The 21,989-nt window shown below is 69.4% G+C and carries 17 protein-coding genes; 8 read left to right on the top strand and 9 right to left on the bottom strand.

Annotation, left to right across the window (positions count from 1 at the left end; genetic code table 11):
* The first annotated feature begins 30 nt into the window (after positions 1 to 30).
* The 6 genes from QU603_RS14640 (at position 31) to QU603_RS14615 (ending at position 8,679) form a co-directional block, all read left to right on the top strand.
* Entirely contained in the window at positions 31 to 888 is an 858-nt protein-coding gene (locus tag QU603_RS14640; RefSeq protein WP_308492109.1) for an HpcH/HpaI aldolase/citrate lyase family protein, read from the top strand.
* Between the two features lie 82 nt (positions 889 to 970).
* On the top strand, positions 971 to 3,700 hold the full coding sequence (gene aceE, locus QU603_RS14635; RefSeq protein WP_308492108.1) for a pyruvate dehydrogenase (acetyl-transferring), homodimeric type: 2,730 nt from the start codon (positions 971 to 973) through the stop codon (positions 3,698 to 3,700).
* Between the two features lie 71 nt (positions 3,701 to 3,771).
* Positions 3,772 to 4,584, top strand: coding sequence for a hydroxypyruvate isomerase family protein (locus tag QU603_RS14630; RefSeq protein ID WP_308494040.1), 813 nt, complete (start codon positions 3,772 to 3,774; stop codon positions 4,582 to 4,584).
* A gap of 26 nt (positions 4,585 to 4,610) precedes the next feature.
* On the top strand, positions 4,611 to 5,753 hold the full coding sequence (locus QU603_RS14625; protein ID WP_308492107.1) for a glycerate kinase: 1,143 nt from the start codon (positions 4,611 to 4,613) through the stop codon (positions 5,751 to 5,753).
* 174 nt (positions 5,754 to 5,927) lie between these two features.
* Positions 5,928 to 8,144: an ATP-dependent Clp protease ATP-binding subunit gene (locus QU603_RS14620; protein ID WP_308492106.1), complete on the top strand. Its 2,217-nt coding sequence runs from the start codon at positions 5,928 to 5,930 to the stop codon at positions 8,142 to 8,144.
* A gap of 58 nt (positions 8,145 to 8,202) precedes the next feature.
* On the top strand, positions 8,203 to 8,679 hold the full coding sequence (locus tag QU603_RS14615; RefSeq protein WP_308492105.1) for a TlpA family protein disulfide reductase: 477 nt from the start codon (positions 8,203 to 8,205) through the stop codon (positions 8,677 to 8,679).
* A gap of 39 nt (positions 8,680 to 8,718) precedes the next feature.
* On the opposite strand, the gene QU603_RS14610 is transcribed toward QU603_RS14615, so the two are convergent.
* Positions 8,719 to 10,089: a glucose-6-phosphate dehydrogenase gene (locus tag QU603_RS14610; RefSeq protein ID WP_308492104.1), complete on the bottom strand. Its 1,371-nt coding sequence runs from the start codon at positions 10,087 to 10,089 to the stop codon at positions 8,719 to 8,721.
* A 62-nt stretch (positions 10,090 to 10,151) separates the two neighbouring features.
* Here QU603_RS14610 and QU603_RS14605 point away from each other — a divergent pair, with 62 nt between their 5' ends.
* A complete protein-coding gene (locus QU603_RS14605; RefSeq protein ID WP_308492103.1) occupies positions 10,152 to 11,948 on the top strand; it encodes a glycoside hydrolase family 15 protein in 1,797 nt (598 codons plus the stop codon).
* A 13-nt stretch (positions 11,949 to 11,961) separates the two neighbouring features.
* Here QU603_RS14605 and QU603_RS14600 read toward each other — a convergent pair whose 3' ends face one another.
* From QU603_RS14600 to QU603_RS14585, 4 genes are all read right to left on the bottom strand, one after another.
* A complete protein-coding gene (locus tag QU603_RS14600; protein ID WP_308494039.1) occupies positions 11,962 to 13,086 on the bottom strand; it encodes an ABC transporter permease in 1,125 nt (374 codons plus the stop codon).
* 8 nt (positions 13,087 to 13,094) lie between these two features.
* On the bottom strand, positions 13,095 to 13,979 hold the full coding sequence (locus tag QU603_RS14595) for an ABC transporter ATP-binding protein (protein WP_308492102.1): 885 nt from the start codon (positions 13,977 to 13,979) through the stop codon (positions 13,095 to 13,097).
* Between the two features lie 496 nt (positions 13,980 to 14,475).
* On the bottom strand, positions 14,476 to 15,360 hold the full coding sequence (locus QU603_RS14590; protein WP_308492101.1) for a response regulator: 885 nt from the start codon (positions 15,358 to 15,360) through the stop codon (positions 14,476 to 14,478).
* Complete coding sequence (locus tag QU603_RS14585) at positions 15,353 to 16,651, bottom strand: sensor histidine kinase (protein ID WP_308492100.1); 1,299 nt, start codon at positions 16,649 to 16,651, stop codon at positions 15,353 to 15,355. Before QU603_RS14585 ends, QU603_RS14590 begins: the two co-directional genes overlap by 8 nt.
* A 188-nt stretch (positions 16,652 to 16,839) precedes the next feature.
* On the opposite strand from QU603_RS14585, the gene QU603_RS14580 reads away from it, so the two are divergent.
* The gene (locus QU603_RS14580; RefSeq protein ID WP_308492099.1) at positions 16,840 to 17,457 is read left to right on the top strand and encodes a dihydrofolate reductase family protein; all 618 of its coding nucleotides are present in this window, start codon (positions 16,840 to 16,842) and stop codon (positions 17,455 to 17,457) included.
* A 9-nt stretch (positions 17,458 to 17,466) separates the two neighbouring features.
* Here the strand turns inward: QU603_RS14580 and QU603_RS14575 are convergent, their stop codons facing one another.
* Genes QU603_RS14575 through QU603_RS14560 form a run of 4 tightly spaced genes read right to left on the bottom strand, consistent with a single transcriptional unit; the run spans position 17,467 to position 21,907 of the window.
* Complete coding sequence (locus QU603_RS14575; RefSeq protein WP_308492098.1) at positions 17,467 to 18,312, bottom strand: exodeoxyribonuclease III; 846 nt, start codon at positions 18,310 to 18,312, stop codon at positions 17,467 to 17,469.
* 42 nt (positions 18,313 to 18,354) lie between these two features.
* Positions 18,355 to 18,891, bottom strand: a complete 537-nt coding sequence (locus QU603_RS14570; protein ID WP_308492097.1) for a YbhB/YbcL family Raf kinase inhibitor-like protein — start codon at positions 18,889 to 18,891, stop codon at positions 18,355 to 18,357.
* A gap of 59 nt (positions 18,892 to 18,950) precedes the next feature.
* Positions 18,951 to 20,366, bottom strand: coding sequence for a Re/Si-specific NAD(P)(+) transhydrogenase subunit beta (gene pntB, locus QU603_RS14565; protein ID WP_308492096.1), 1,416 nt, complete (start codon positions 20,364 to 20,366; stop codon positions 18,951 to 18,953).
* Positions 20,363 to 21,907: a Re/Si-specific NAD(P)(+) transhydrogenase subunit alpha gene (locus tag QU603_RS14560; protein ID WP_308492095.1), complete on the bottom strand. Its 1,545-nt coding sequence runs from the start codon at positions 21,905 to 21,907 to the stop codon at positions 20,363 to 20,365. Before QU603_RS14560 ends, pntB begins: the two co-directional genes overlap by 4 nt.
* Positions 21,908 to 21,989: the final 82 nt, after the last annotated feature.

The following is a 21,989-nucleotide window of genomic DNA, read 5'->3' as shown; positions in this document are numbered from 1 at the left end:
AAAACAGACTTCCATGAAACGGATGTGACGATGAATGCCCTTCTCACCGCGTCAGGCAAGCGCGCGGTCCCCGCAGAGCTCGCGCGTTCGTGGCTGCTGGTCGCCGCGACCCGGCCCGAGACCTTCGACGAGGCCGCCGCGTCGCACGCCGACGTCGTCGTGCTCGACATCGAAGACGCGGTGGATGCCTCGCACAAGCCGGATGCCCGTGACGATGTGGTGAGGTGGCTGAGCAACGGCGGCGAGGCATGGGTGCGCATCAACGACGTCACCAGCGAATTCTGGGCCGATGACCTCGAGAGCCTGCGGCGCGTGCGAGGGCTGAAGGGCGTCATGCTCGCCAAGACCGAGTTCGGCGCTCAAGTGACCGACACCGCACAGCGCCTGGGCGGCGACGTGCCCGTGGTCGCGCTGGTGGAGTCGGCAGTGGGCATCGAGAACGCCACCGAGATCGCGCGTGCGCGCGGCGCCTTCCGGCTCGCATTCGGCAGCGGCGACTTCCGTCGCGACACCGGCATGGCCGCCGATCGTGAGGCGATGGCCTACCCGCGGGCGCGCCTGGTGATCTCCAGCCGCTGTGGAAACCTGCCCGGCCCCATCGACGGTCCGACGGTGGGCACGAGCCACCCGATCCTGCGTGAGCAGTCGGCGACGACGGTGACCATGGGCATGACCGGAAAGCTGTGTCTGTCGGCCGATCAGACGCCCGTGGTCAATGAGGTCATCAGCCCGACGCGCACCGACGTCGAGTGGGCGCAGGAATTCCTGTCCGACTTCGACGCGCGCGGCCGCATCGTGCGCGACGGCAGCGACCTGCCGCGTCTGGGCCGGGCCCGCAAGATCATGCAGCTGGCCGAGGCGTTCGACGTCACGGTTCCCGCCCGCTGATCCTCCCCGCGCCCGATCAGGACGGCGTGCCCACGACCCGAACCCGCACGACCTGCGTCATCCACGAGAGAGAGGACCATTCGTGTCCACACTGCACAGCGCCCCGGGCGTCGATGGTCACCCGGTCGATTCCGATCCCGAAGAGACGGCGGAATGGATCGAATCGCTCGACGCCGTGGTCCGCGAACGCGGCACCGAACGCGGCGAATACCTGTTGCGGACCCTGACCGGGCGAAGCAGAACCGCCGCTGCCGCGGTATCCCCCGAACAGCCGGTGACCACCGACTACGTCAACACGATTCCGGCCGCCGACGAACCCGCCTACCCGGGCGATGAGGCGATCGAGCGCCGGTACCGGGCATGGATGCGGTGGAACGCGGCGGTCATGGTGCACCGGGCGCAGCGGCCGGGCATCGGCGTGGGCGGTCACATCTCGACATACGCCGGCGCGGCCACCCTCTACGAGGTCGGGTTCAACCACTTCTTCCGCGGCAAGGACCACCCCGGCGGTGGCGACCAGGTCTTCTTCCAGGGCCATGCCTCGCCCGGCATGTACGCGCGCGCCTTCTTGGAGGGTCGCCTGTCCGAGGCCGACCTCGACGGCTTCCGGCAGGAGAAGTCGCACGAGGGGCATGCGCTGTCGTCGTACCCGCATCCGCGACTCATGCCCGAGTTCTGGGAGTTTCCGACGGTGTCGATGGGCATCGGCCCGATGAACGCGATCTACCAGGCGCAGTCCAACCGCTACCTGCACAACCAGGGCCTGAAGGACACGAGCGACCAGCACGTGTGGGCCTTCCTCGGCGATGGCGAGATGGACGAACCCGAGAGCCGCGGCCTGCTGCAGCTGGCGGCCAACGAAGGTCTGGACAACCTGACGTTCGTGATCAACTGCAACCTGCAGCGGCTGGACGGTCCGGTGCGCGGCAACGGCAAGATCATCCAGGAGCTCGAGGGCTTCTTCCGCGGCGCGGGCTGGAACGTCATCAAGGTCATCTGGGGCCGCGAATGGGACGACCTGCTCGCCCGCGATGAGTCCGGCGCGCTGCGCGACATCATGAACACGACCCTCGACGGCGACTACCAGACGTTCAAGGGCGAGTCGGGTGCGTTCATCCGAGACAACTTCTTCGGCCGCGACCCGCGTGCCCGGGCACTGGTCGACGAGTACACCGACGAGCAGATCTGGCAGCTCAAACGCGGCGGCCACGACTATCACAAGGTGTTCGCCGCGTACGCGCAGTCGATGCAGCGAAACGGCAAGCCGACCGTGATCCTGGCCAAGACCGTCAAGGGCTATTCGCTGGGCGCACGCTTCGAGGCGCGCAACGCGACGCATCAGATGAAGAAGTTGACGCTGGAGGACCTCAAGGCGTTCCGCGACGCGCTGCGCATCCCCATCACCGATGAGCAGCTCGACGCCGACCCGTATCAGCCCCCGTATTACCACCCGGGACAGGACGCTCCCGAGCTCCAGTACCTGCAGCAGCGCCGCCGTGAGCTCGGGGGCTATCTGCCCGAGCGCAGGCCCGACCGCACCGAGATCGCGCTGCCCGATCCGAAGGCCTATGCCGTCGCGGCGCGCGGCACCGGAGTGCAGCAGGCGGCCACCACGATGGCGTTCGTGCGCGTGCTCAAAGACCTCATGCGCGACCCGGAGTTCGGCAAGCGCATAGTGCCGATCATCCCCGACGAGGCGCGCACGTTCGGCATCGACGCGTTCTTCCCGACCGCCAAGATCTACAACCCGAAGGGGCAGAACTACCTGTCGGTCGACCGCGACATCGTGCTCGCCTACAAGGAGTCGGTCGAAGGCCGCATCCTGCACGTCGGCATCAACGAAGCCGGTTCGGTCGCCGCGTTCACCGCCGCCGGCACCGCGTACGCGACCCATGGCGTGCCGCTGATCCCGGTGTATGTGTTCTATTCGATGTTCGGGTTCCAGCGCACCGGCGACTCGCTGTGGGCGGCCGCCGACCAGATGACGCGCGGGTTCCTCATCTCGGCCACCGCAGGCCGTACGACGCTGACCGGTGAGGGGCTGCAGCATGCCGACGGGCACTCGCCGCTGCTGGCTGCCACCAATGCGGCCGTCGTGACCTACGACCCGGCGTTCGGATACGAGATCGGGCACATCGTGCGCGCAGGCCTGGAGCGCATGTACGGCGCGGAGTCGACCGACCGCAACCACATCTACAACCTCATGGTCTACAACGAGCCGATCGTGCAGCCGGCCGAGCCCGACGGCCTCGACGTCGCCGGCGTGCTGGGCGGCATCCATCGCATCTCACAGGTGGAGACGCCTCGTGCCCACCTGCTCGCCTCGGGCATCGGCGTGACCTGGGCGCAGGAGGCACAGCAGCTGCTGCGGGATGACTGGGGCATCGCGGCCGATGTCTGGTCGGTCACGTCGTGGACGGAGCTGCGCCGCGACGCCGTCGCCGCCGAAGAAGAGGCATTCCTGCACCCGGAGCGCGAGGTGCGTGTGCCGTTCATCGCGCGCCAGCTGGCGGATGCGCACGGCCCGATCGTGGCGGTCAGCGACTACGCCAAGGACTGGCCGGACTCGGTGCGCCAGTTCGTGCCGAACGACTGGGCGACCCTGGGCGCCGACGGCTTCGGCTTCTCGGATACGCGGGCCGCCGCCCGCCGGTACTTCCACATCGACGGCCCGTCCATCGTGGTGCGCACGCTGCAGCTGCTGGCTGCGCGCGGAGAGGTGGATGCCGCGACCCCGGCCGCCGCAGCGCAGAAGTACCGCCTGCTCGACGTGAACGCCGGCTCGACCGGCTCGGGCGGCGGCGACGCCTGAGCCGACGTTCCTCGACACCGCGAAAGCCCTCGACACCGCGAAAGCCCTCGACACCCCGAATGCACAGCGCAATGGCCTACACCGTGAACTGCTCGATCCTTCTGACCGAGCTTCCGCTGCTCGAGCGTCCGCCGGCCGCCAAGGCCGCCGGGTTCGACGCCGTCGAGTTCTGGTGGCCGTTCGCCGATTCCGTGCCCGCCGATCGTGAGGTCGACGCATTCATCGGTGCGATACGCGACGCGGGAGTGCAGCTGACCGGACTGAACTTCGCCGCCGGCGACCTGCCTGCCGGCGACCGCGGTCTCGTGTCGTGGATGGGCCGCGAGAGCGAGTTCCACGACAACATCGACGTCGTGGTCGGCATCGGTCGGGCGCTGGGCACGACCGGATTCAATGCGCTGTACGGCAACCGCTCTGCTGACGTCGACCGTGAAGCGCAGGACGCGACGGGGGCGGCGAACCTCGCCGCCGCCGCCGCGGGCGTCGCCGCGATCGGCGGCACCGTGCTGCTCGAGCCGGTCAGCGGCGTGCCGCGCTACCCGCTGCGCAAGGCCGCCGATGTGCTGACCGTGATCGACAGGGTCGGTGCTGCCAACGTGAAGCTGCTCGCCGACTTCTATCACCTGGCCGTCAACGGCGACGACGTCGCGGCGGTGATCGAGGACCACGCGGCCGATTTCGGTCACATCCAGATCGCCGACGCCCCGGGTCGCGGTGCGCCGGGCACTGGCATCCTGCCTCTTCGCGCCTGGATCGACCGCAGCCGCGAACTCGGGTACGCCGGGCCGGTCAGCCTGGAATACGCCGCCGCCATCGACGACGCCTTCGCGTGGATGGCCGCACCGACCGCCGATCCGGCGACCGCGCCCGAGACCGCGGACTGAGGCACTGACAGGCCAGAATCAGAGCCATGCGCATTCTCATCGCCTCGGACAAGTTCAAGGGATCCTTGACCGGACCCGAGGTCGCGGCGGCGCTCGCGGAAGGGATCCGATCTGTCGACGGCGACATCCACGTCAGTGCGGTCCCCGTCGCCGACGGCGGTGAGGGCACGGTCGACGCCGCCGTCGACGCCGGCTTCGCCGCCGAGTTCCAGACCGTCACGGGACCCACCGGAGACCCCGTCACGGCTCGGTACGCCGTGCGCGGCACCCAGGCGATCATCGAGATGGCCGCCGCCAGCGGCCTGAACCTGCTGCCCGGCGGCAGGCTCGCACCGTTGACGGCCACCAGCCGCGGGACCGGCGAGCTGATCCGGGCGGCCCTCGAGCGCGGGTGCACCTCCATCGTGCTGGGGGTCGGCGGGTCTGCGTGCACCGACGGCGGTGCCGGGATGCTGCAGGCTCTCGGTCTGCGGCTGATGGATGCATCGGGGGCCGAGGTGGGGCCGGGCGGTGCCGCCCTCGCGCAAGTAGCGCAGGTGGATGTGTCCGGACTCGACGGGCGGGTGGGCGCGACCGAGTTCGTGCTGGCAGGCGACGTCGACAACCCACTGCTGGGTCCGGAAGGGGCCGCCGCGGTGTTCGCGCCGCAGAAGGGCGCACGCACCGCCGATGTGGCACTGCTCGAGGCGGCACTGACCCGATGGGCGGCGATGCTCGAGTCCCAGCCGGGAGTGCGCCCGGCTTCGACCGAGCCGGGTGCCGGAGCTGCCGGCGGGGTCGGGTTCGCCGCGCTCGCGGCACTCGGTGCGCGGCGTGAGCCGGGTGCGGAGGTCGTGCAGCGCCTGACCGGCCTGGCGGCGGCGATCGACGACGCCGACCTGGTCGTGACCGGCGAGGGGAGTCTGGACGAACAGAGTCTGGCCGGCAAAGCTCCGATCGGGGTTGCGCGTGCTGCGAGCGCGGCCGGCGTTCCGGCCGTCGCGGTGTGCGGCCGGACCACCCTGACGCCCGCACAGCTGCAGCAGGTCGGGTTCTTGCGGGTCTATGCCGTGACCGACCTCGCACCCGACATTGCCACCGCCATCGCGAACGCGCGCGGGTATGTCGTGCAGCTCGGTCGCCGCCTGGCGCAGGACGCACACGCGATCGTCGACCGCGCCGCGCACTGACCGCGCCGCGCACTGACCGCGCCGCGCACTGACCGCGCCGATCGGGCCCTCGCCGGTCGTCCGTGCCGGCCCCAAGCCCCGTGGCCTTGCCGCGGCATCCCACCTGTTGTAAACTTGAGCCAGATGGACTCAAGTTTGACGCAGACCCGAGTCCCACGGTTTTCAAGGAGACAGATGAACGCACAACCGCAGCCCGGGCAGGAGGAGCAGCAGAGCGCCCTCGAACAGTTCGGCATCAACCTCACCGATCGCGCGCGACAGGGCAAGCTCGACCCCGTCATCGGGCGTGACAACGAGATCCGTCGCGTCAGTCAGGTGCTGACCCGGCGCACGAAGAACAACCCCGTGCTCATCGGCGAGCCCGGCGTCGGCAAGACCGCCGTCGTCGAGGGGCTCGCCCAGCGCATCGTCGCGGGCGATGTCGCAGAGTCGCTGAAAGACAAAGAGCTGGTGGCTCTGGACATCTCCGCGCTGGTGGCCGGCGCGATGTACCGCGGTCAGTTCGAAGAGCGGCTGAAGAGCGTGCTCAAGGAGATCACCGAGTCCGACGGCAAGGTCATCACGTTCATCGACGAGCTGCACGTGCTGATGGGTGCCGGCGGCGGCGAGGGATCGGTTGCAGCATCCAACATGCTCAAGCCCATGCTCGCGCGCGGCGAGCTGCGACTGATCGGCGCCACGACACTCGACGAGTACCGGGAGTTCATCGAGAAGGATGCCGCGCTGGAGCGCCGCTTTCAGCAGGTCTATGTCGGCGAGCCCAGCGTGGAAGACACGATCGCGATCCTGCGCGGTCTGAAGGGCCGCTACGAGGCCCACCACGGCGTGACCATCAGCGACAGCGCACTGGTCGCGGCGGCGGCGCTGTCGAACCGGTACATCTCCAGCAGGCAGCTGCCCGACAAGGCGATCGACCTGATCGACGAGGCGATGAGCCGGCTGAAGATGGAGATCGACTCGAGCCCCGTCGAGATCGACCAGCTCAAGCGCCAGGTCGACCGCATGCGCCTCGAAGAGCTCGCTCTGAAGAAGGAGAAGGATGCCGCGTCGAAGGAGCGGCTGGCGAAGCTGCGCGAGCAGATGGCCGAGGCCGAGAAGAAGCTCGGCGGGCTCGAAGAGCGCTGGGCGCGCGAGCGCGCGGGGCTGACCCGCGTCGGCGACCTGAAGAAGCAGCTCGACGAGGCCGTCACCGCCCGCGACCGGGCTCTGCGCGAAGCCGACTACGCGAAGGCCTCGCGGCTCGAGTACGAGACGATCAAGAAGCTGCAGGAGCAGCTGGCCGACGCCGAGCGCGCCGAGGCCGACCCTGCGCAGGAGCGCATGGTCAACGAGCAGGTCACCGATGAGGACATCGCCGCGGTCATCGCGTCGTGGACCGGCATTCCGGTGGGGCGGTTGCTGCAGGGCGAGAGCGAGAAGCTGCTGCACCTCGAGTCCGAACTGGGCAAACGGCTGATCGGGCAGAAGGACGCCGTGAAGGCGGTGTCGGATGCCGTGCGCCGCTCGCGTGCGGGCATCAGCGACCCGAACCGGCCGACCGGCTCGTTCCTGTTCCTCGGGCCGACCGGCGTCGGCAAGACCGAGCTGGCCAAGGCGCTGGCGGAGTTCCTGTTCGACGACGAGCACGCCATGGTGCGCATCGACATGTCCGAGTACGGCGAGAAGCACTCCGTCTCGCGGCTGGTCGGGGCACCTCCGGGCTACGTCGGCTATGAGCAGGGCGGCCAGCTCACCGAAGCCGTGCGCCGGCGCCCGTACTCGGTCGTGCTGCTGGACGAGGTGGAGAAGGCCCACCCCGAGGTGTTCGACGTGCTGCTGCAGGTGCTCGACGACGGGCGCCTCACCGACGGGCAGGGTCGCACGGTCGACTTCACGAATGTGATCCTGGTCCTCACGAGCAACATCGGCTCGCCGATCCTCATCGATCCGGTGCTGTCGACCGAGCAGAAGCACGCACAGGTCATGGACCTGGTGAGGGCCTCGTTCCGGCCCGAGTTCCTGAACCGGCTCGATGATATCGTGATGTTCTCGTCGCTGAGCGAGGACGATCTCGCGCAGATCGTCGAGCTGTCGGTCGACCAGCTGCAGCGCCGCCTGCACGAGCGTCGCCTGACGCTGGCGGTCACCCCTGACGCCCGCGCCTGGCTCGCGACGCGCGGCTACGACCCCGTGTTCGGGGCGCGCCCGCTGCGCCGGCTCATCCAGAGCGAGATCCAGAACCGGCTCGCCACGTCGATTCTGGCGGGCACCGTGCACGACGGCGACGTCGTGCGGGTGGATGTCGCGGCCGACGGATCGCAGCTGGTGCTCACCAGCAGCGGCCCCGAGACGGCAGCCGGCGCCGGAGGCGAGGATGACGACGAGGTGATCGAGGCCGAGCTGCTGGACTGATGCGGCGGGCTACGGCATCCCGAGCCTCGGGCACCCGAACCGGCGTAGCGTGAGCAGCATGGACCGCCTCGAAACGGCGGGGTCGGCATACCCCGCTCCCGAACTGGATGTGACGCAGTGGTTCGGCGGTGAGACGTCGCTGCAGCAGCTGCGCGGCCGGGTCGTGATGATCGAGGCGTTCCAGATGCTGTGTCCGGGATGCCTCAGCTATGGCCTGCCGCAGGCGCAGCGCGTGCGCAAGCAGTTTCCCGAGGTCGCCGTCATCGGCGTGCACACGGTGTTCGAGCACCACGAGGTGACCGGCCCGGAGGCCCTGAAAGTCTTCCTGGGCGAGTTCGGCATCCTCTTCCCCGTCGGCGTCGATCGCCATGACGGGCAGCGCATCCCGGTCACGATGCGCGCGTACGAGCTCGAGGGCACGCCGTCCACGATCCTGATCGATCGTGCCGGCAACCTGCGGTTCACCCACCTGGGCGCGCTGCCCGAGCTGCAGCTGGGGGCGATGCTCGGCGAGCTGCAGGCAGAGCCCGCCTAGCGGATCACGGGATGCCGCGGCCGGCGCCGGCAACCGTGCTCAGTGCGAGGTGGCCCACTCCGCGGGGCCCAGCGACCCGGCCGGGTAGTCCTCGAGATGGACCTCGCCGCGCGCCCACGCGTCGCGCACCGGCTGGATGATGCGCCAGCATTCCTCGGCCGCGTCGCCGCGCACCGACAGCGCGACATCGCCGTCGAGCAGCTGCGAGAGCACTTCGGTGTAGGCCTGCAGCGTGCTCCTGCCGATGCGGGTCGACAGCTTCTCACGGCGCAGGGCGAAGGGGTCGTCGCCGCCGTTGACGTTCAGCTCGAGCTCGATGCGGTCCGGGCTGAGGCTCAGACGCAGCAGGCCGCCATCGGCCGGCGCCCCGGTGAGCCCATCGGGGATGTGTCGCACCGGCTTGAACGCCACGACGATCTCGGCGGTCTTGTCGCGCAGGGCCTTGCCGCTGCGCAGGGTGAAGGGCACCCCAGCCCATCGAGACGTGCGCACCTCGCACACGATCTCAGCCAGGGTCTCGGTCTGGCGGGACGGATCGACACCCTCTTCGTCGACGTATGACGGCAGTTCACGCCCGTCGATCGTGCCTGCCGTGTAGCGGGCCCGACGCGACGAGCGCACCGCGTTGTCGTCCCAGATGTGCGTTGCGCGCAGGGCGGCGCTCTTCGCGTCGCGCAGGTCGATCTCGTCGAGGTCGACGGGTTCTTCCATGGCGAGTATGGCCAGCACCTGCAGCAGGTGGCTCTGGATCATGTCGATCATCGCGCCGGCCTTGTCGTAGTACCGAGCTCGGCCCTCCAGCGCCAGGGACTCGTCGTACCGCACGAGCACCGACTGCACGTGGTCGGCCGACCAGACCGGCTCGATCAGCCTGTTCGCGAAGCGCACGCCCAGGATGTTCAGCAGCGTCGAGCGGCCGAGGAAGTGATCCACGCGGAAGATCCGGTGCTCGGGCACGATCTTCAGAAGTGTCGCGTTCAATTCCCGTGCGCCCTCCTCGTCGCCGCCGAACGGCTTCTCGAGGGCCAGCACGGTGTCTTCGGGCAGCGTCAGGTCCTTGAGCACCCCGCATGCGGCGGCCGTCACCGCCGGCGGCAGGGCGAAGTAGATGACCAGCGAACCGGTGATCCCGTCCAGCAGCCCGGTCAGCGCCGCGGCGTCGGTGACATCGGCCTTCGTGTAGGTCGTGTCCGAGACCCGCTCCACCTGGTCTTCGGCCTCGGCCGATGCGAAGGCCGTGCGCACCGCCTCCTTCCAGCGGCGCTCGGACCAGGCATCCGACCCCGCACCCTTCAGCATGAGGTGCCGGTCCGGCTCGCGCTCGAGCAATTGACCGATGGCGGGCAGCAGCAGGCGCGAGGTCAAATCGCCTGAAGCCCCGAGGATGAGCAGCGTGGTCGGCTTCGACATGTCCCCACCATAAACCGCGTCGCTCTCGACGCAACGGCCGTGCAGTGCGAGACTCGCAAGCGATGACGGTTCCGATTGAAGATTATGCGATTCTCAGCAACAGCCGTACCGCGGCCATGGTGTCGCGCGACGGCAGCATCGACTGGCTGTGCCTTCCACGCCTGGATTCCCCGTCGGTGTTCGGGGCGATGCTGGGCACGGCGGAGCAGGGATGCTGGAGCCTGCGCCCGACAGATGCGGCGGCCACCTCCACCCGTCGCTACGACGGCGACACGTTCATCCTCGTGACGCGATGGGAGACGCCGACCGGCACCGCCGAGGTGCACGAGCTCATTCCGCTGTCGCAGCACCGGCACAAGGACATGGAGCGGGTCGATGTGATCCGCCGGGTCGTCGGGGTGCGCGGCAGCGTCGAATTCGAGCAGCTGTTGCGGCTGCGGTTCGACTACGCGCGTGCGCTGCCGTGGGTGCGCCAGATCGGCACGGCCGAGGCGCCGGAGGTGCTGGCGATCGCGGGACCCACCGGCGTGGTGGTGCGCGGCGCGGCGCTCAAAGCCGCCGACCACGTGCACCGCGGCACCGTGACGGTGGGTGCCGGCGAGCACGTCGACCTGACGCTCACATCGTTCCCCTCGCATCTGCACCCGCCGACGGTGCTCGATGTGGAAGAGGCCATCATCCACACCCGCGGGTGGTGGCAGTCCTGGGCGTCGCGCATCGAGCACGCCGGCCCGCACCACGGTCTGGTCGTGCGCTCGCTGCTCACGCTGCGCGCCCTGACCAACCGCGAGACGGGGGGCATCGCCGCCGCAGCCACCACGTCGCTGCCCGAGGATTTCGGCGGGGAGCGCAATTGGGACTACCGCTACGTCTGGCTGCGCGATGCGGCCCTCACGCTCGAGGCGCTGCTGGGCCACGGGTTCGTGGGCCTTGCCGAGCACTGGCGGGAGTGGCTGCTGCGGGCCGTGGCCGGCGACCCCGCCGACCTGCAGATCATGTACGGCCTGGGCGGTGAGCGCGACCTGCTCGAGCGCGAGCTGACGAGCCTGCCCGGGTACGCGGCATCCTCCCCCGTCCGCATCGGCAACGGCGCCGCGTTGCAGTACCAGGCCGACGTGGTCGGTGAAGTGCTGGTCACCCTGTCGGCTGCGCGCGATGCGGGCCTGCCCGATTCTGCGTATTCGTGGCCGCTGGCCAAGTCGCTCATCACCTATTCGGCGCGCCAGCTCGAACGCCCCGACAACGGACTGTGGGAGATCCGCGGCGAGCCGCACATGTTCACGCACTCGCGGGTCATGCTGTGGGCCGGCTTCGACCGCGCCGTGCGCGCCGTCGAAGTGCACGGGCTGCACGGCCCGGTCGGCGAGTGGCGTGCCCTGCGTGACCGCATGAAGGACGAGATCGACCAGCACGGCGTCGTTGACGGCCACTTCACGCAGTACTACGGCACCGACGAGGTGGATGCCTCGCTGCTGCTTCTGCCGCAGGTCGGGTTCTGCGCTCCCGATGACCCGCGCATGCTCGCCACCGTCGCCGAGATCGAGCGCGACCTGATGGAGGACGGCCTGCTGCGCCGGTATCGCACCACGAGCGGCGTGGACGGACTGAGCGGCACCGAGCATCCCTTTCTCGCCTGCTCGTTCTGGCTCGTCGAGCAGTATGCGGCCACCGGCAGGCTCGACGAGGCGCGCGCCCTCATGGATCGGCTGTGCGGCCTGGCCAACGACGTCGGCATGCTCTCGGAGGAATACGATCTCGCGAACAAGCGCCAGGTGGGAAACACCCCGCAGGCGTTCAGCCACCTGGCGCTTGTTCGCGCCGCCGACGCGCTGGTACGCGCCCGGCACAAGCCGCGGTAGCGGCGAGCGGCGGTCAGGACTTCAGGGCCTCGGCGAGCTTGACCCGTCCGCCCATGCGCAGCAGCGCGTTGCTGTAGATCTTCGAGCCGACCACGATCGCAGCGGCACACGTCGCGATCAGCAGCACGAGCGAGACCAGCGGCTCCCACCACATCGCATCGCCCACGTACAGCCGCAGCGGCATGGCCACCGGTGCCGAGAACGGCACGTACGACATGACCGTGAGCACGACAGGGTTGTCGTTGAAGATGATCACCATGATGTACGGCGCGAGGATCAGCGTCGTGATCGGCATCGTGGTCGAGCCGATGTCCTCCTGACGCGAGACCATGGCCCCGGCCCCGGCGAACAATGACGCGAGCAGCACGAACCCGAAGAGGAAGAAGATCGCGAACCACACCATCGGCCCGCCCAGCCCGGCCAGCACGTCGCCTTGGCCGGTGATGCCCAGGCCGACGATGGCGATCGCGACAAGGACGACGATCTGGCCTATCGCGAGGATCGTGTTGCCGAGCACCTTGCCGGCCAGCAGCGCCCGCACAGGGATGGCCGAGATGAGGATCTCGACGATGCGTGTCTGCTTCTCTTCGACGACGCTCTGCGCGATCGTGGATCCGAACAAGGATGCCGCGAACAGGAACACGACGCCGAATCCGATCGCCACCAGGTAGCGCAGCAGCGCGTCCTGCGGGCTCGCGTTCAGCAGCTGCACCGTCGGCGACACGCTCAGCTGTGCGATCAGCTCGCTGGGCGCGTTGTCTTTCGCGACGATCTTGGTGTGCGTCGGCGAACTCGCGTCGGGGACGATGGCCGCATCCACTTTGCCGCTGCGCACCAGCTCGGTCGCAGCGTCCGCGGAGTCGGAGGTGGTCACGGCGAGATTGCTCATGCCCTGCACGACAGAACTGGTCTCGCTGGTGACGGCGACCGGGGTCTGCGACGGGTTGGCCGCGGAGATCCCGCCCCACACGACGCCGGCGAGGGCGATCAGCAGCATGATCGCCGTCGAGATGACGAACGCCTTGCTGCGCAGCTTCGAGCCGATCTCGCGCTCGGCGACAAGCCAGGCGCTCTGTGCGAACGTCGGGCCGCCGGGTAGGGATGCCGCGGCCGCCCGCGTCGGGGCGGAGGGGGTGATGGACGTGCTCACTGGATGACCTCCTTGAAGATCTGCGCCAGACTCGGTCGGCGCGGCGAGAAGCTGAGGACGGACCCGTCGGCCACGGCCCGGCGCAGCACACGCTGCGCGTCGGCGTCGCTGTCGGCGTCGAACACGGCCGACCCGCCCGCGAAATCGATGACCGTGATGCCCGCCTCGGTACGCAGCCAGCCGACGTCGCCGGCGGTGCGCAGTTCGAACCTGCGTCCGGCGTGCTGTTCGCGCAGTGCATCGGCCGAACCGGCCGCGCGGATGGTGCCGGCCGCGATGATGACGAGGTCATCGCACAGACGCTCGACGACGTCCAGCTGGTGCGAGCTGAACAGCACCGCGACGCCGTGCGCGGCGCGCTCCTGCAAGACGCCTGCCACCACGTCCACCGCGAGCGGATCCAGGCCGCTGAACGGTTCGTCCAAGATGAGCACCTCGGGCTCGTGCACGAGGGCCGCAGCGATCTGCGCCCGCTGCTGGTTGCCCAGCGACAGCGTCTCGACCTTGTCGTTCAGGCGCTCGCCGAGGCCGAGCTGGGTCAGCAGCCGGGTCGCGCTGGCCTCGGCATCCGGCTTCGAATAGCCGTGCAGTCGCGCAAGATAGGCGATGTGCTCGCCGACCTTCATCTTGGGGTACAGCCCGCGCTCTTCGGGCATGTACCCGAAGCGGCGGCGGTCGGCCGCCGTGATCGGCGTGCCGTCGAGTGAGACCTCGCCGGCGTCGGCGTCAAGCACGCCCAGCGCGATGCGCATGGTCGTGGTCTTGCCGGCGCCGTTGCCGCCGACGAATCCGGTGAGCCGGTTCGGGGCGACGTCGAAGCCGACGTCGTCGAGCGCCGTGCGCCCGGCGTACATCTTGGTGATGCCGCGAAGCTCGAGCATCCGTCCTCCTTGTTCTGGTGGGTTCCACGCTATTGACGACGGGATGCCGCTGCCTCCCCCGAGCGGAGGGTTTGTGCGATGTCCCCCCTGAGGGGGAGCACGTGCCGCGTGCGCCGCCTTGCCCCGGTGCCGGGGGCGGGGCGGGGGTTCAGCAGTCGGTTTTGACGGTCGTGTCCGGTGACCGGCGGTAGAAGGTGACTGTTGAAATGCGGGGGGTGATTTCTGCAGTCGGTTTTGACGGTCGTGCCTGGTGACCGGCGGTAGAAGGTGACTGTTGAAATGCGGGGGGTGATTTCTGCAGTCGGTTTTGACGGTCGTGCCTGGTGACCGGCGGTAGAACGTGACTGTTGAAATGCGGGGGGTGATTTCTGCAGTCGGTTTTGACGGTCGTGCCCGGTGCCCGGCGGTAGAAGGTGACTGTTGAACGACGGGAACGGGATGCCGATGCCGGACGCCCGGTCACGGTCGGGCTTCGTGCGGTGCGGCGCGAGGCGCGTCAGGCCAAGCCGTGGCGATAGGCGAGCACGACTGCCTGCACGCGGTCGCGGGCGCCGAGCTTGGCCAGCACGTTGGAGACGTGTGTCTTCACGGTGGCCTCGCCGATGAACAGGCGCTGGGCGATCTCGGCGTTGCTCAGGGCCTCGGCGACCAGGCGCAGCACCTCGGCTTCGCGGTCGGTGAGGGTGGTCAGCAGAGCGGCATGGGCTGCGGCATCGCGCGCCGCAGGTGCCGCTCCGCCATCTTCGGTCGCCGCAGCTGGCGGGCCTTCGAGAGCCGAGGCCGCCACATGCGACGACGCAGTCGGCGAGACCGACGCCGAGGCCGCCACATGCGACGACGCAGGCGGCGAGACCGGCGCCGTGGCCGCCACATGCGACGACGCAGGCGGCGAGACCGACGCCGAGGCCGGCGCCGAGACCGGCGCCGTGGCCGGCGCCGTGCCCGAGTCGCCGCCGGCGAAGCGGGCGATCACCCGGCGCGTCACCTCGGGCGACAGCAGCGCGTCGCCGGCGGCCGCCACCCGCACGGCGCGCACGAGCACCTCGGGCCCGGCGTTCTTCAGCAGAAAGCCCGCCGCCCCCGCCGACAGTGCTGCGAACAGGTAGTCGTCGCGGTCGAAAGTGGTCACGATCAGCACGGCGGCCGAGACATCGGCGTCGGAGACGATGCTCCGCGTGGCCTCCAGGCCGTCCATGTCGGGCATCTGGACGTCCATGCAGATGACGTCGGGGCGCAGATCCCGGGCCGTCACCACGGCTTCGACGCCGGTGGATGCCTCGCCCACGACGACGATGTCGTCTTCGGACTCGAGGATCAGGCGGAACCCCGCCCGCATCATGGCATGGTCGTCGACGAGCAGGACGCGAATGCGGTCAGGCATCGGCATCCTGACTCTCGGCTCGCGCCGAGGCGGCGACAACCGGCCGCACTGCCTGCTCAAGGGGGATCGTCACCCGAACGAGAAAACCTCCGGACTCGCGCGGGCGCGCTTCGATCCACCCGCCGACGGCGACGGTGCGCTCGCGCATTCCGACCAGGCCCAGGCCTCGCCCGACCCGGGTCACCACGCGGCCGGTGTTGGCGACCTCGAGCTCGACGCTGCGTGCCCCGTAGCGCAGACGCACGTCGGCGATGACCTCGGGCCCGCCGTGACGGCGCGCATTGGTCAGCGCCTCCTGCGCGATGCGGTGCAGCGACACTCGGACGGTGTCGGGCACGGTCCGCGGGTCGCCCACGACGGTGAGGGTGGCCGGCACGCCGGCGGCGGTCGAGTCATCCACCAACGCCGACAGGGCGGCCAGGCCCAGGGTGTTCGCGGTCAGGTCGGAGTCGCCCTCGCGCAACGTCACCAGCAGCTGGTGCAGTTCGTCGATAGCCGTGCGGGCGGATGTCTCGACCTGCGTGAGAGTGCGGGCCGCGGCATCCGGGTCCTTGGCCATGATCGCGCGCGCGGCGCCCGCCTGCACGCCCATCAGCGACACGTGGTGGGCCACGACATCGTGCAGTTCGCGGGCGATCCGCACACGCTCCAGTGCCACGGCCTGCGTGGCGGAGCGCTCTCGCTCGCGTTCGAGATCGGCGGTGCGCTCCTGGAGCGCGCGGCGCTGGCGGGCGCCCGCATAGGCGCGCTCGCCGAAGTAGTACGCGGCGGCGAAATACATGACGTTGATCAAGATGTTCAGCAGCGCATAGGCCACGAACGGCGAGAACGCGCCCGCGCGCGACAGTGTGGAGTCGATCGTCGCCGGCTGCGTCGCCTCGACGAACGTCGCTGTCAGCAGCCACACGAACATGCCGATCACGATCGCGATGCGCACCCACGCCGCGCGGCGCCGATCGGTCGAGACCGCCCCGACGGTGTAGAAGCCGAGGAACATCGCGACGGTGCCCACGAACATCTCGGGCACATGCAGCGTGCCGACCGCGAAGAACGCGGCAGCGGTGACGATGGCGACCGTGGTCGGGTACCGGCGGCGGAACGCGAGGGCGACGCCCAGCACCAGCGCATAGACCACCGCGTACCCCAGCGGCGCCTGCTTGTCGCCGTAGAGCCCCGCCACCGTGCCCAGGCCCGCGCTGATGAGCGCTCCCACACCGATCGCGGCGGCCAGCACCGTATCGGTGCGTTGCTGCGCTGGTTCGCTTCGAGGCGGCGTCGGGTCGACGGACATCCTTCCACCGTAGAGGGGAGACGACGAGTGCGCCTCCGCCGCGTGACGGATTCCGACTCCGGGTGGATGCGGCATCCACCCGCTTCTCGAGCGCCGGGGCACGGTCGACGAAGGTCTTGACCTGTGCGTCGTCAGAGCACACCCTTGTCAAGAGATCGGTGAGTGGGGCCAGACCCAAGGAGAACCGAATGACCGGACGCATCGTCATCGACCTGTTCACGACGCTCGACGGCGTGGCGCAGGCACCGGGTGGACCCGAAGAGGACCCGACCGCGGGTTTCGCATTCGGCGGCTGGCAGGCGCCGCTGATGGACGAAGGTGTCGGGCGGCAGGTCGACACCGGCATGCAGCAGCTCGGCGCCCTGCTGCTCGGGCGGCGCACGTACGACATCTTCGCGGCGTACTGGCCGCACCACACCGACGGTCCAGAGGGCCCGATCGGTCGACTGTTCGACGCTGTTCCGAAGTATGTCGCCTCACGAGGCGCGCCGGCGCTGGACTGGCAGGGCAGCGAGCTGCTGGGCAGCGACCTCGACGCCGAGATCGCGGCGTTGCGCGAGAGGCACGACAACGTGCACGTGATCGGCAGCATCGACTTCGCACACACGCTGCTGGACCGCGGACTGTACGACGAGCTCGTGCTGTGGGTCTACCCGATCGTGCTCGGGCAAGGCAAGAAGGTGTTCCCCGACGGCGCGGTGCCTGCCCGGCTGCGACTGGTGGCGGCATCCGCGCCGACCGAGGTCGGGGTCGTGCAGCTGCGCTACGCGCCCGACGGCACGCCCGAGACCGGCGACATGACCTGAGCGATCGCGTCAACCGAAGATCATGGGCACGTCGTCGTCGGCATCGTCGCCGTGCAGGTCGAGGTCGACGACCACCGGCACGTGGTCGCTGGGGATCTCGCCCTTGCGCTCGTTGCGGTGGATCGATGCCCCGGCAACCGCGTCGGCGAACGCGCGCGAGCCCAGGATGAAGTCGATGCGCATCCCCTCGTTGCGGGGGAAGCGCAGCTGCTTGTAATCCCAGTAGGTGAACCCGGTCGGCACGCGCGGACGCACGACGTCGGACAGCCCCGCCGCCTCGAGGGCACGGAACGCCTCGCGCTCAGGAGGTGAGACGTGCGTGGAGACGCCCTCGATCACGGTCGGGTCGCCGTTGTCGGCATCGGTGGGGGCGATGTTGAAATCTCCGACCAGCGCCATCGGCAGGTTCGGGTCGCGCGCGAGCTCGCCCTTCGTGTGCTCGGCCAGCGCCGCGAGCCAGTCCAGCTTGTACGCGTAGTGCGGGTTGTCGAGCCCGCGGCCGTTGGGCACGTACAGGCTCCACACCCGCACGCCGTCGATCAGGGCGCCCAGCGCACGCGCTTCCAGCGGCTGGTCGGGGCCCTCCATGCCCTTCGCGAACCCGGGCATGCCGTCGAACGCGGTCTGCACGTCGTCCACCGGCAGACGGCTGGCGATCGCCACACCGTTCCACTGGTTCAGGCCGTGCGCGTGCACCTCGTAGCCGGCCCGCTCGAACGGCTCATAGGGAAACTGATCGGGTCGGCACTTGATCTCCTGCATCGCCAGCACGTCGATGTGCTCGCGCTCGGCGAACTCGACGGTGCGGACGACGCGGGCACGGATCGAGTTGACGTTCCACGTGGCCAGGCGCATGGCATTCAGCCTACGGCGACCCGGCGACACCCCGCATCGCGGTCAGTCGCTCGAAGCGGTGCCGATCAGGATGCCACGGCCCAGCGAGTGGAAGTGCCGGTTGAACCCCAGCACGGCCGGGGTCGAACCGGGTGCGATCTCGAGGTGCGAGACATCCAGCGCGTCGATGACGTAGAAGTAGCGGTGCGTGCCGGTGGTCGCCGGCGGCGCGGAGCCGATGTAGCGCTCGCTGCGCGCCTCGTTCGGCAGCGTGACGGCGCCGCCGGGCAGCGAGTCGGGCGCTCCGTTGCCGGCGTCGGGGTCGAGCGAGGTCACCGACGGGTCGATGTCGTAGACGGCCCAGTGCCAGTAGCCCGATCCGGTCGGAGCGTCGGGGTCGAAGACCGAGAGCGCGAAGCTGCGGGTGCCTTCGGGGGCGCCCGACCAGCTCAGCTGCGGCGACCGGTCGGCGCCGCCCATCCCCGAGCCCCAGCACTCCTTGGGCAAGGGCTGCCCATGCTCGAACTCGGCGCTCGTGAGCGTCATCGCGGGAAAGTCCTTCAGCCGGGCCAGTTCCGCATAGGGGTCGTACTCGAACATCCCGTCCTCCTTCGTCGCAGTCTGAGCCCCACGCTACCCGGAGCGAGCGGCGCGTCGCACTAGAGCGCGGCCAGGATGTCCTGCACCCGATCCTTCGCATCGCCGAACAGCATGCGCGTGTTCTCTCGATAGAACAGCGGGTTGGCCACGCCCGCGTATCCCGACGCCATCGAGCGCTTGAACACGATGACGTTGTGCGCCTCCCACACGCGCAGCACCGGCATCCCGGCGATCGGCGAACCCGGGTCCTCGGCGGCGGCCGGGTTGACCGTGTCGTTCGCGCCGATCACCAGCACGACGTCGGTCGCGGCCAGGTCGTCGTTGATCTCGTCCATCTCCAGGACGATGTCGTAAGGCACCTTCGCCTCGGCCAGCAGGACGTTCATGTGTCCCGGCAGGCGTCCGGCGACCGGGTGGATGCCGAAGCGCACATCGATGCCGCGCTCGCGCAGCCGGCGGGCGAGGTCGGCGACCGGGTACTGCGCCTGGGCGACGGCCATGCCGTAGCCGGGGGTGATCACGACGCTGGATGCCGAGGTCAGAAGATCTGCGACGGCTGCGGCATCCGTCTCCCGGTGCTCTCCCTGCTCTTCGTCGCTCGTCGAGGTGGGCGCCTCGATGCCGAACCCGCCGGCGATGACCGAGATGAACGACCGGTTCATCGCCTTGCACATGATGTACGACAGGTACGCACCGGAGGAGCCCACGAGGGCACCGGTGACGATCAGCAGGTCGTTGTTCAGCAAGAAGCCGGCAGCGGCCGCCGCCCACCCCGAGTAGCTGTTGAGCATCGAGATCACGACCGGCATGTCTCCGCCGCCGATCGAGGCGACCAGGTGCCAGCCCAGAGCAAGCGCGAGCACCGTGACGACCACCAGCAGCCAGAGCTCCGGAGTGATCACATACCAGACGGTCAGCGCGATGAACAGCACCAGCGCGCCGACGTTGATGATGTTCTTGCCCGGCAGCATGAGCGGGCGCGACGACATCCGCGCCGAGAGCTTGAGGAACGCCACGATCGATCCGGTCAGGGTCACCGCGCCGATGAACACGCCGATGAACACCTCGGCGTGGTGGATGCCCTCGAGGTTCGCCGGGATCCCCTCGGTGTACAGTGCTCCGTTCCAGCCGACCAGCACGGCTGCCGCGCCCACGAACGAGTGGAACAGGGCGATCAGCTCCGGCATCCCGGTCATCGGGATCGTGCGGGCCCGCCACAGCCCGATCGCCGCCCCGATGACCACGGCCACGACCAGGAAGATCAGCCCCAGCATTGCGGTGTGGTCGCCCCAGGCGTCGGCCACCATCAGCCACAGCGTCGCCACCAGCGCGATCGCCATGCCGACCATGCCGTAGACCACGCCACCGCGGGCGCGCTCGTGTCGGCTGAGCCCCGCCAGCGACAGGATGAACAGCAGGGCGGCGACGATGTACGCACCGCCGGCGACCGCGCCGGCCACAGCCTGAGCGCTCACCGGTCAGCTCCCTTCACGAACATCGAGAGCATTCGGCGGGTCACCGAGAACCCGCCGAACACGTTGATGCTCGCCAGCAGCACGGCCCCGGCCGCGAGGAGCTGCACCGCCAGGTGCGGCACCGTCAGCTGCACCATGGCGCCGACGATGATGATGCCGCTGATCGCGTTGGTCACGCTCATCAGCGGCGTGTGCAGCGCGTGCGTGACGTTGCCGATCACGTAGAAGCCGACCACGACCGCCAGGGTCAGCACGAGGAAGTGCTGCGGCAGCGGCGGCGGAGAGAACGTGCACACGAGGAACAGTGCGGCCATGCCGAGGGCGACCAGGCCGGTCTTCTTCGCCTTCGACATCGGCTGCTTCTCGGGCTTGGCCGGGGTGGATGCCGCGGCGGCGGCAGCCGGTTTCGCCGGTGCCGCCGAGACCTGCACGGGCGGCGGCGGCCACGTCACCGCGCCGTCGCGCGCGACGGTCACCGCCCGCTGCACGATGTCGTCGTCGTCGATCGCCAGCACGCCGTCCTTCTCGGGCGTGAGGAGGGTGAGGAGGTTCACCAGATTCGTGCCGTACAGCTGCGAAGCCTGCGTGGGCAGGCGCCCGGCCAGGTCGGCGTAGCCGAGGATGACTACGCCGTTGTCGGTGACGACGCGCTGCCCGGCCACCGACCCCTCGACGTTGCCGCCGCTGGCCGCAGCCATGTCGACGATGACGCTGCCCGGCTTCATGCTCGCCACGTCGGCCGCCGTGATCAGGCGCGGGGCTGCGCGGCCGGGGATCTGCGCGGTCGTGATGATGATGTCGACCTCGCGCGCCTGCTCGGAGTAGATCTCGGCGGCGCGGCGGTCGTACGCCTCGCTGGTCGCCTTGGCGTAGCCGTCGGTGGACTGCTCGACGGCGACGTCGACCGGCAGGTACGAGCCGCCGATCGAGTGAACCTGATCGGCGACCTCGGGGCGGGGGTCGGTGGCGCGCACGATCGCACCCAGGCTCGAGGCCGCGCCGATGGCCGCGAGGCCCGCCACGCCGGCGCCGGCGACGAGCACCTTGGCAGGCGGCACCTTGCCGGCGGCGGTGACCTGTCCGGTGAAGAAACGACCGAATTCGTGGGCGGCCTCGACGACCGCGCGGTAGCCGGCGATGTTGGCCATGGAGCTGAGCACGTCCATCGACTGCGCGCGCGAGATGCGGGGGACCGCGTCCAGCGCCAGTGCCGTCACCCCGCGTGCGGCGAGGGCGGCGAGCAGATCGGGGCTGAGCGAGGGGGCGAGGAGCGCTGCCAGCACTGCGCCCGGGTGCAGCAGCGCGATCTCATCGTCGGTGGGAGCTGCGACCTTCAGCACGATGTCGCAGGCCCAGGCATCCTGTCTGGGCACGATGGCAGCGCCCGCGTCGGCGAATGCGGAGTCGGGGAACGAGGATGCCGCCCCCGCTCCGGATTGCACGGCCACGTCGTAGCCGAGCTTTCGGATCTTTGCGACGGTGACGGGGGTCGCGGCGACGCGGTTCTCCCCAGGGGTCTCAGCGACGATGCCGATGCGCATACGTATGCTCCGTGATCGGTCGGGTGATCGGGTGATCGGGTGTGCGACCCCGAGGGATCGAGGCCGCAGGGACATCTCAGAC

This window comes from Microbacterium terrisoli, assembly GCF_030866805.1.
Lineage (GTDB): Bacteria > Actinomycetota > Actinomycetes > Actinomycetales > Microbacteriaceae > Microbacterium > Microbacterium terrisoli.
Note: the sequence above shows the minus strand (reverse complement) of the source record. Positions and strands in the feature narration are given on the sequence as shown.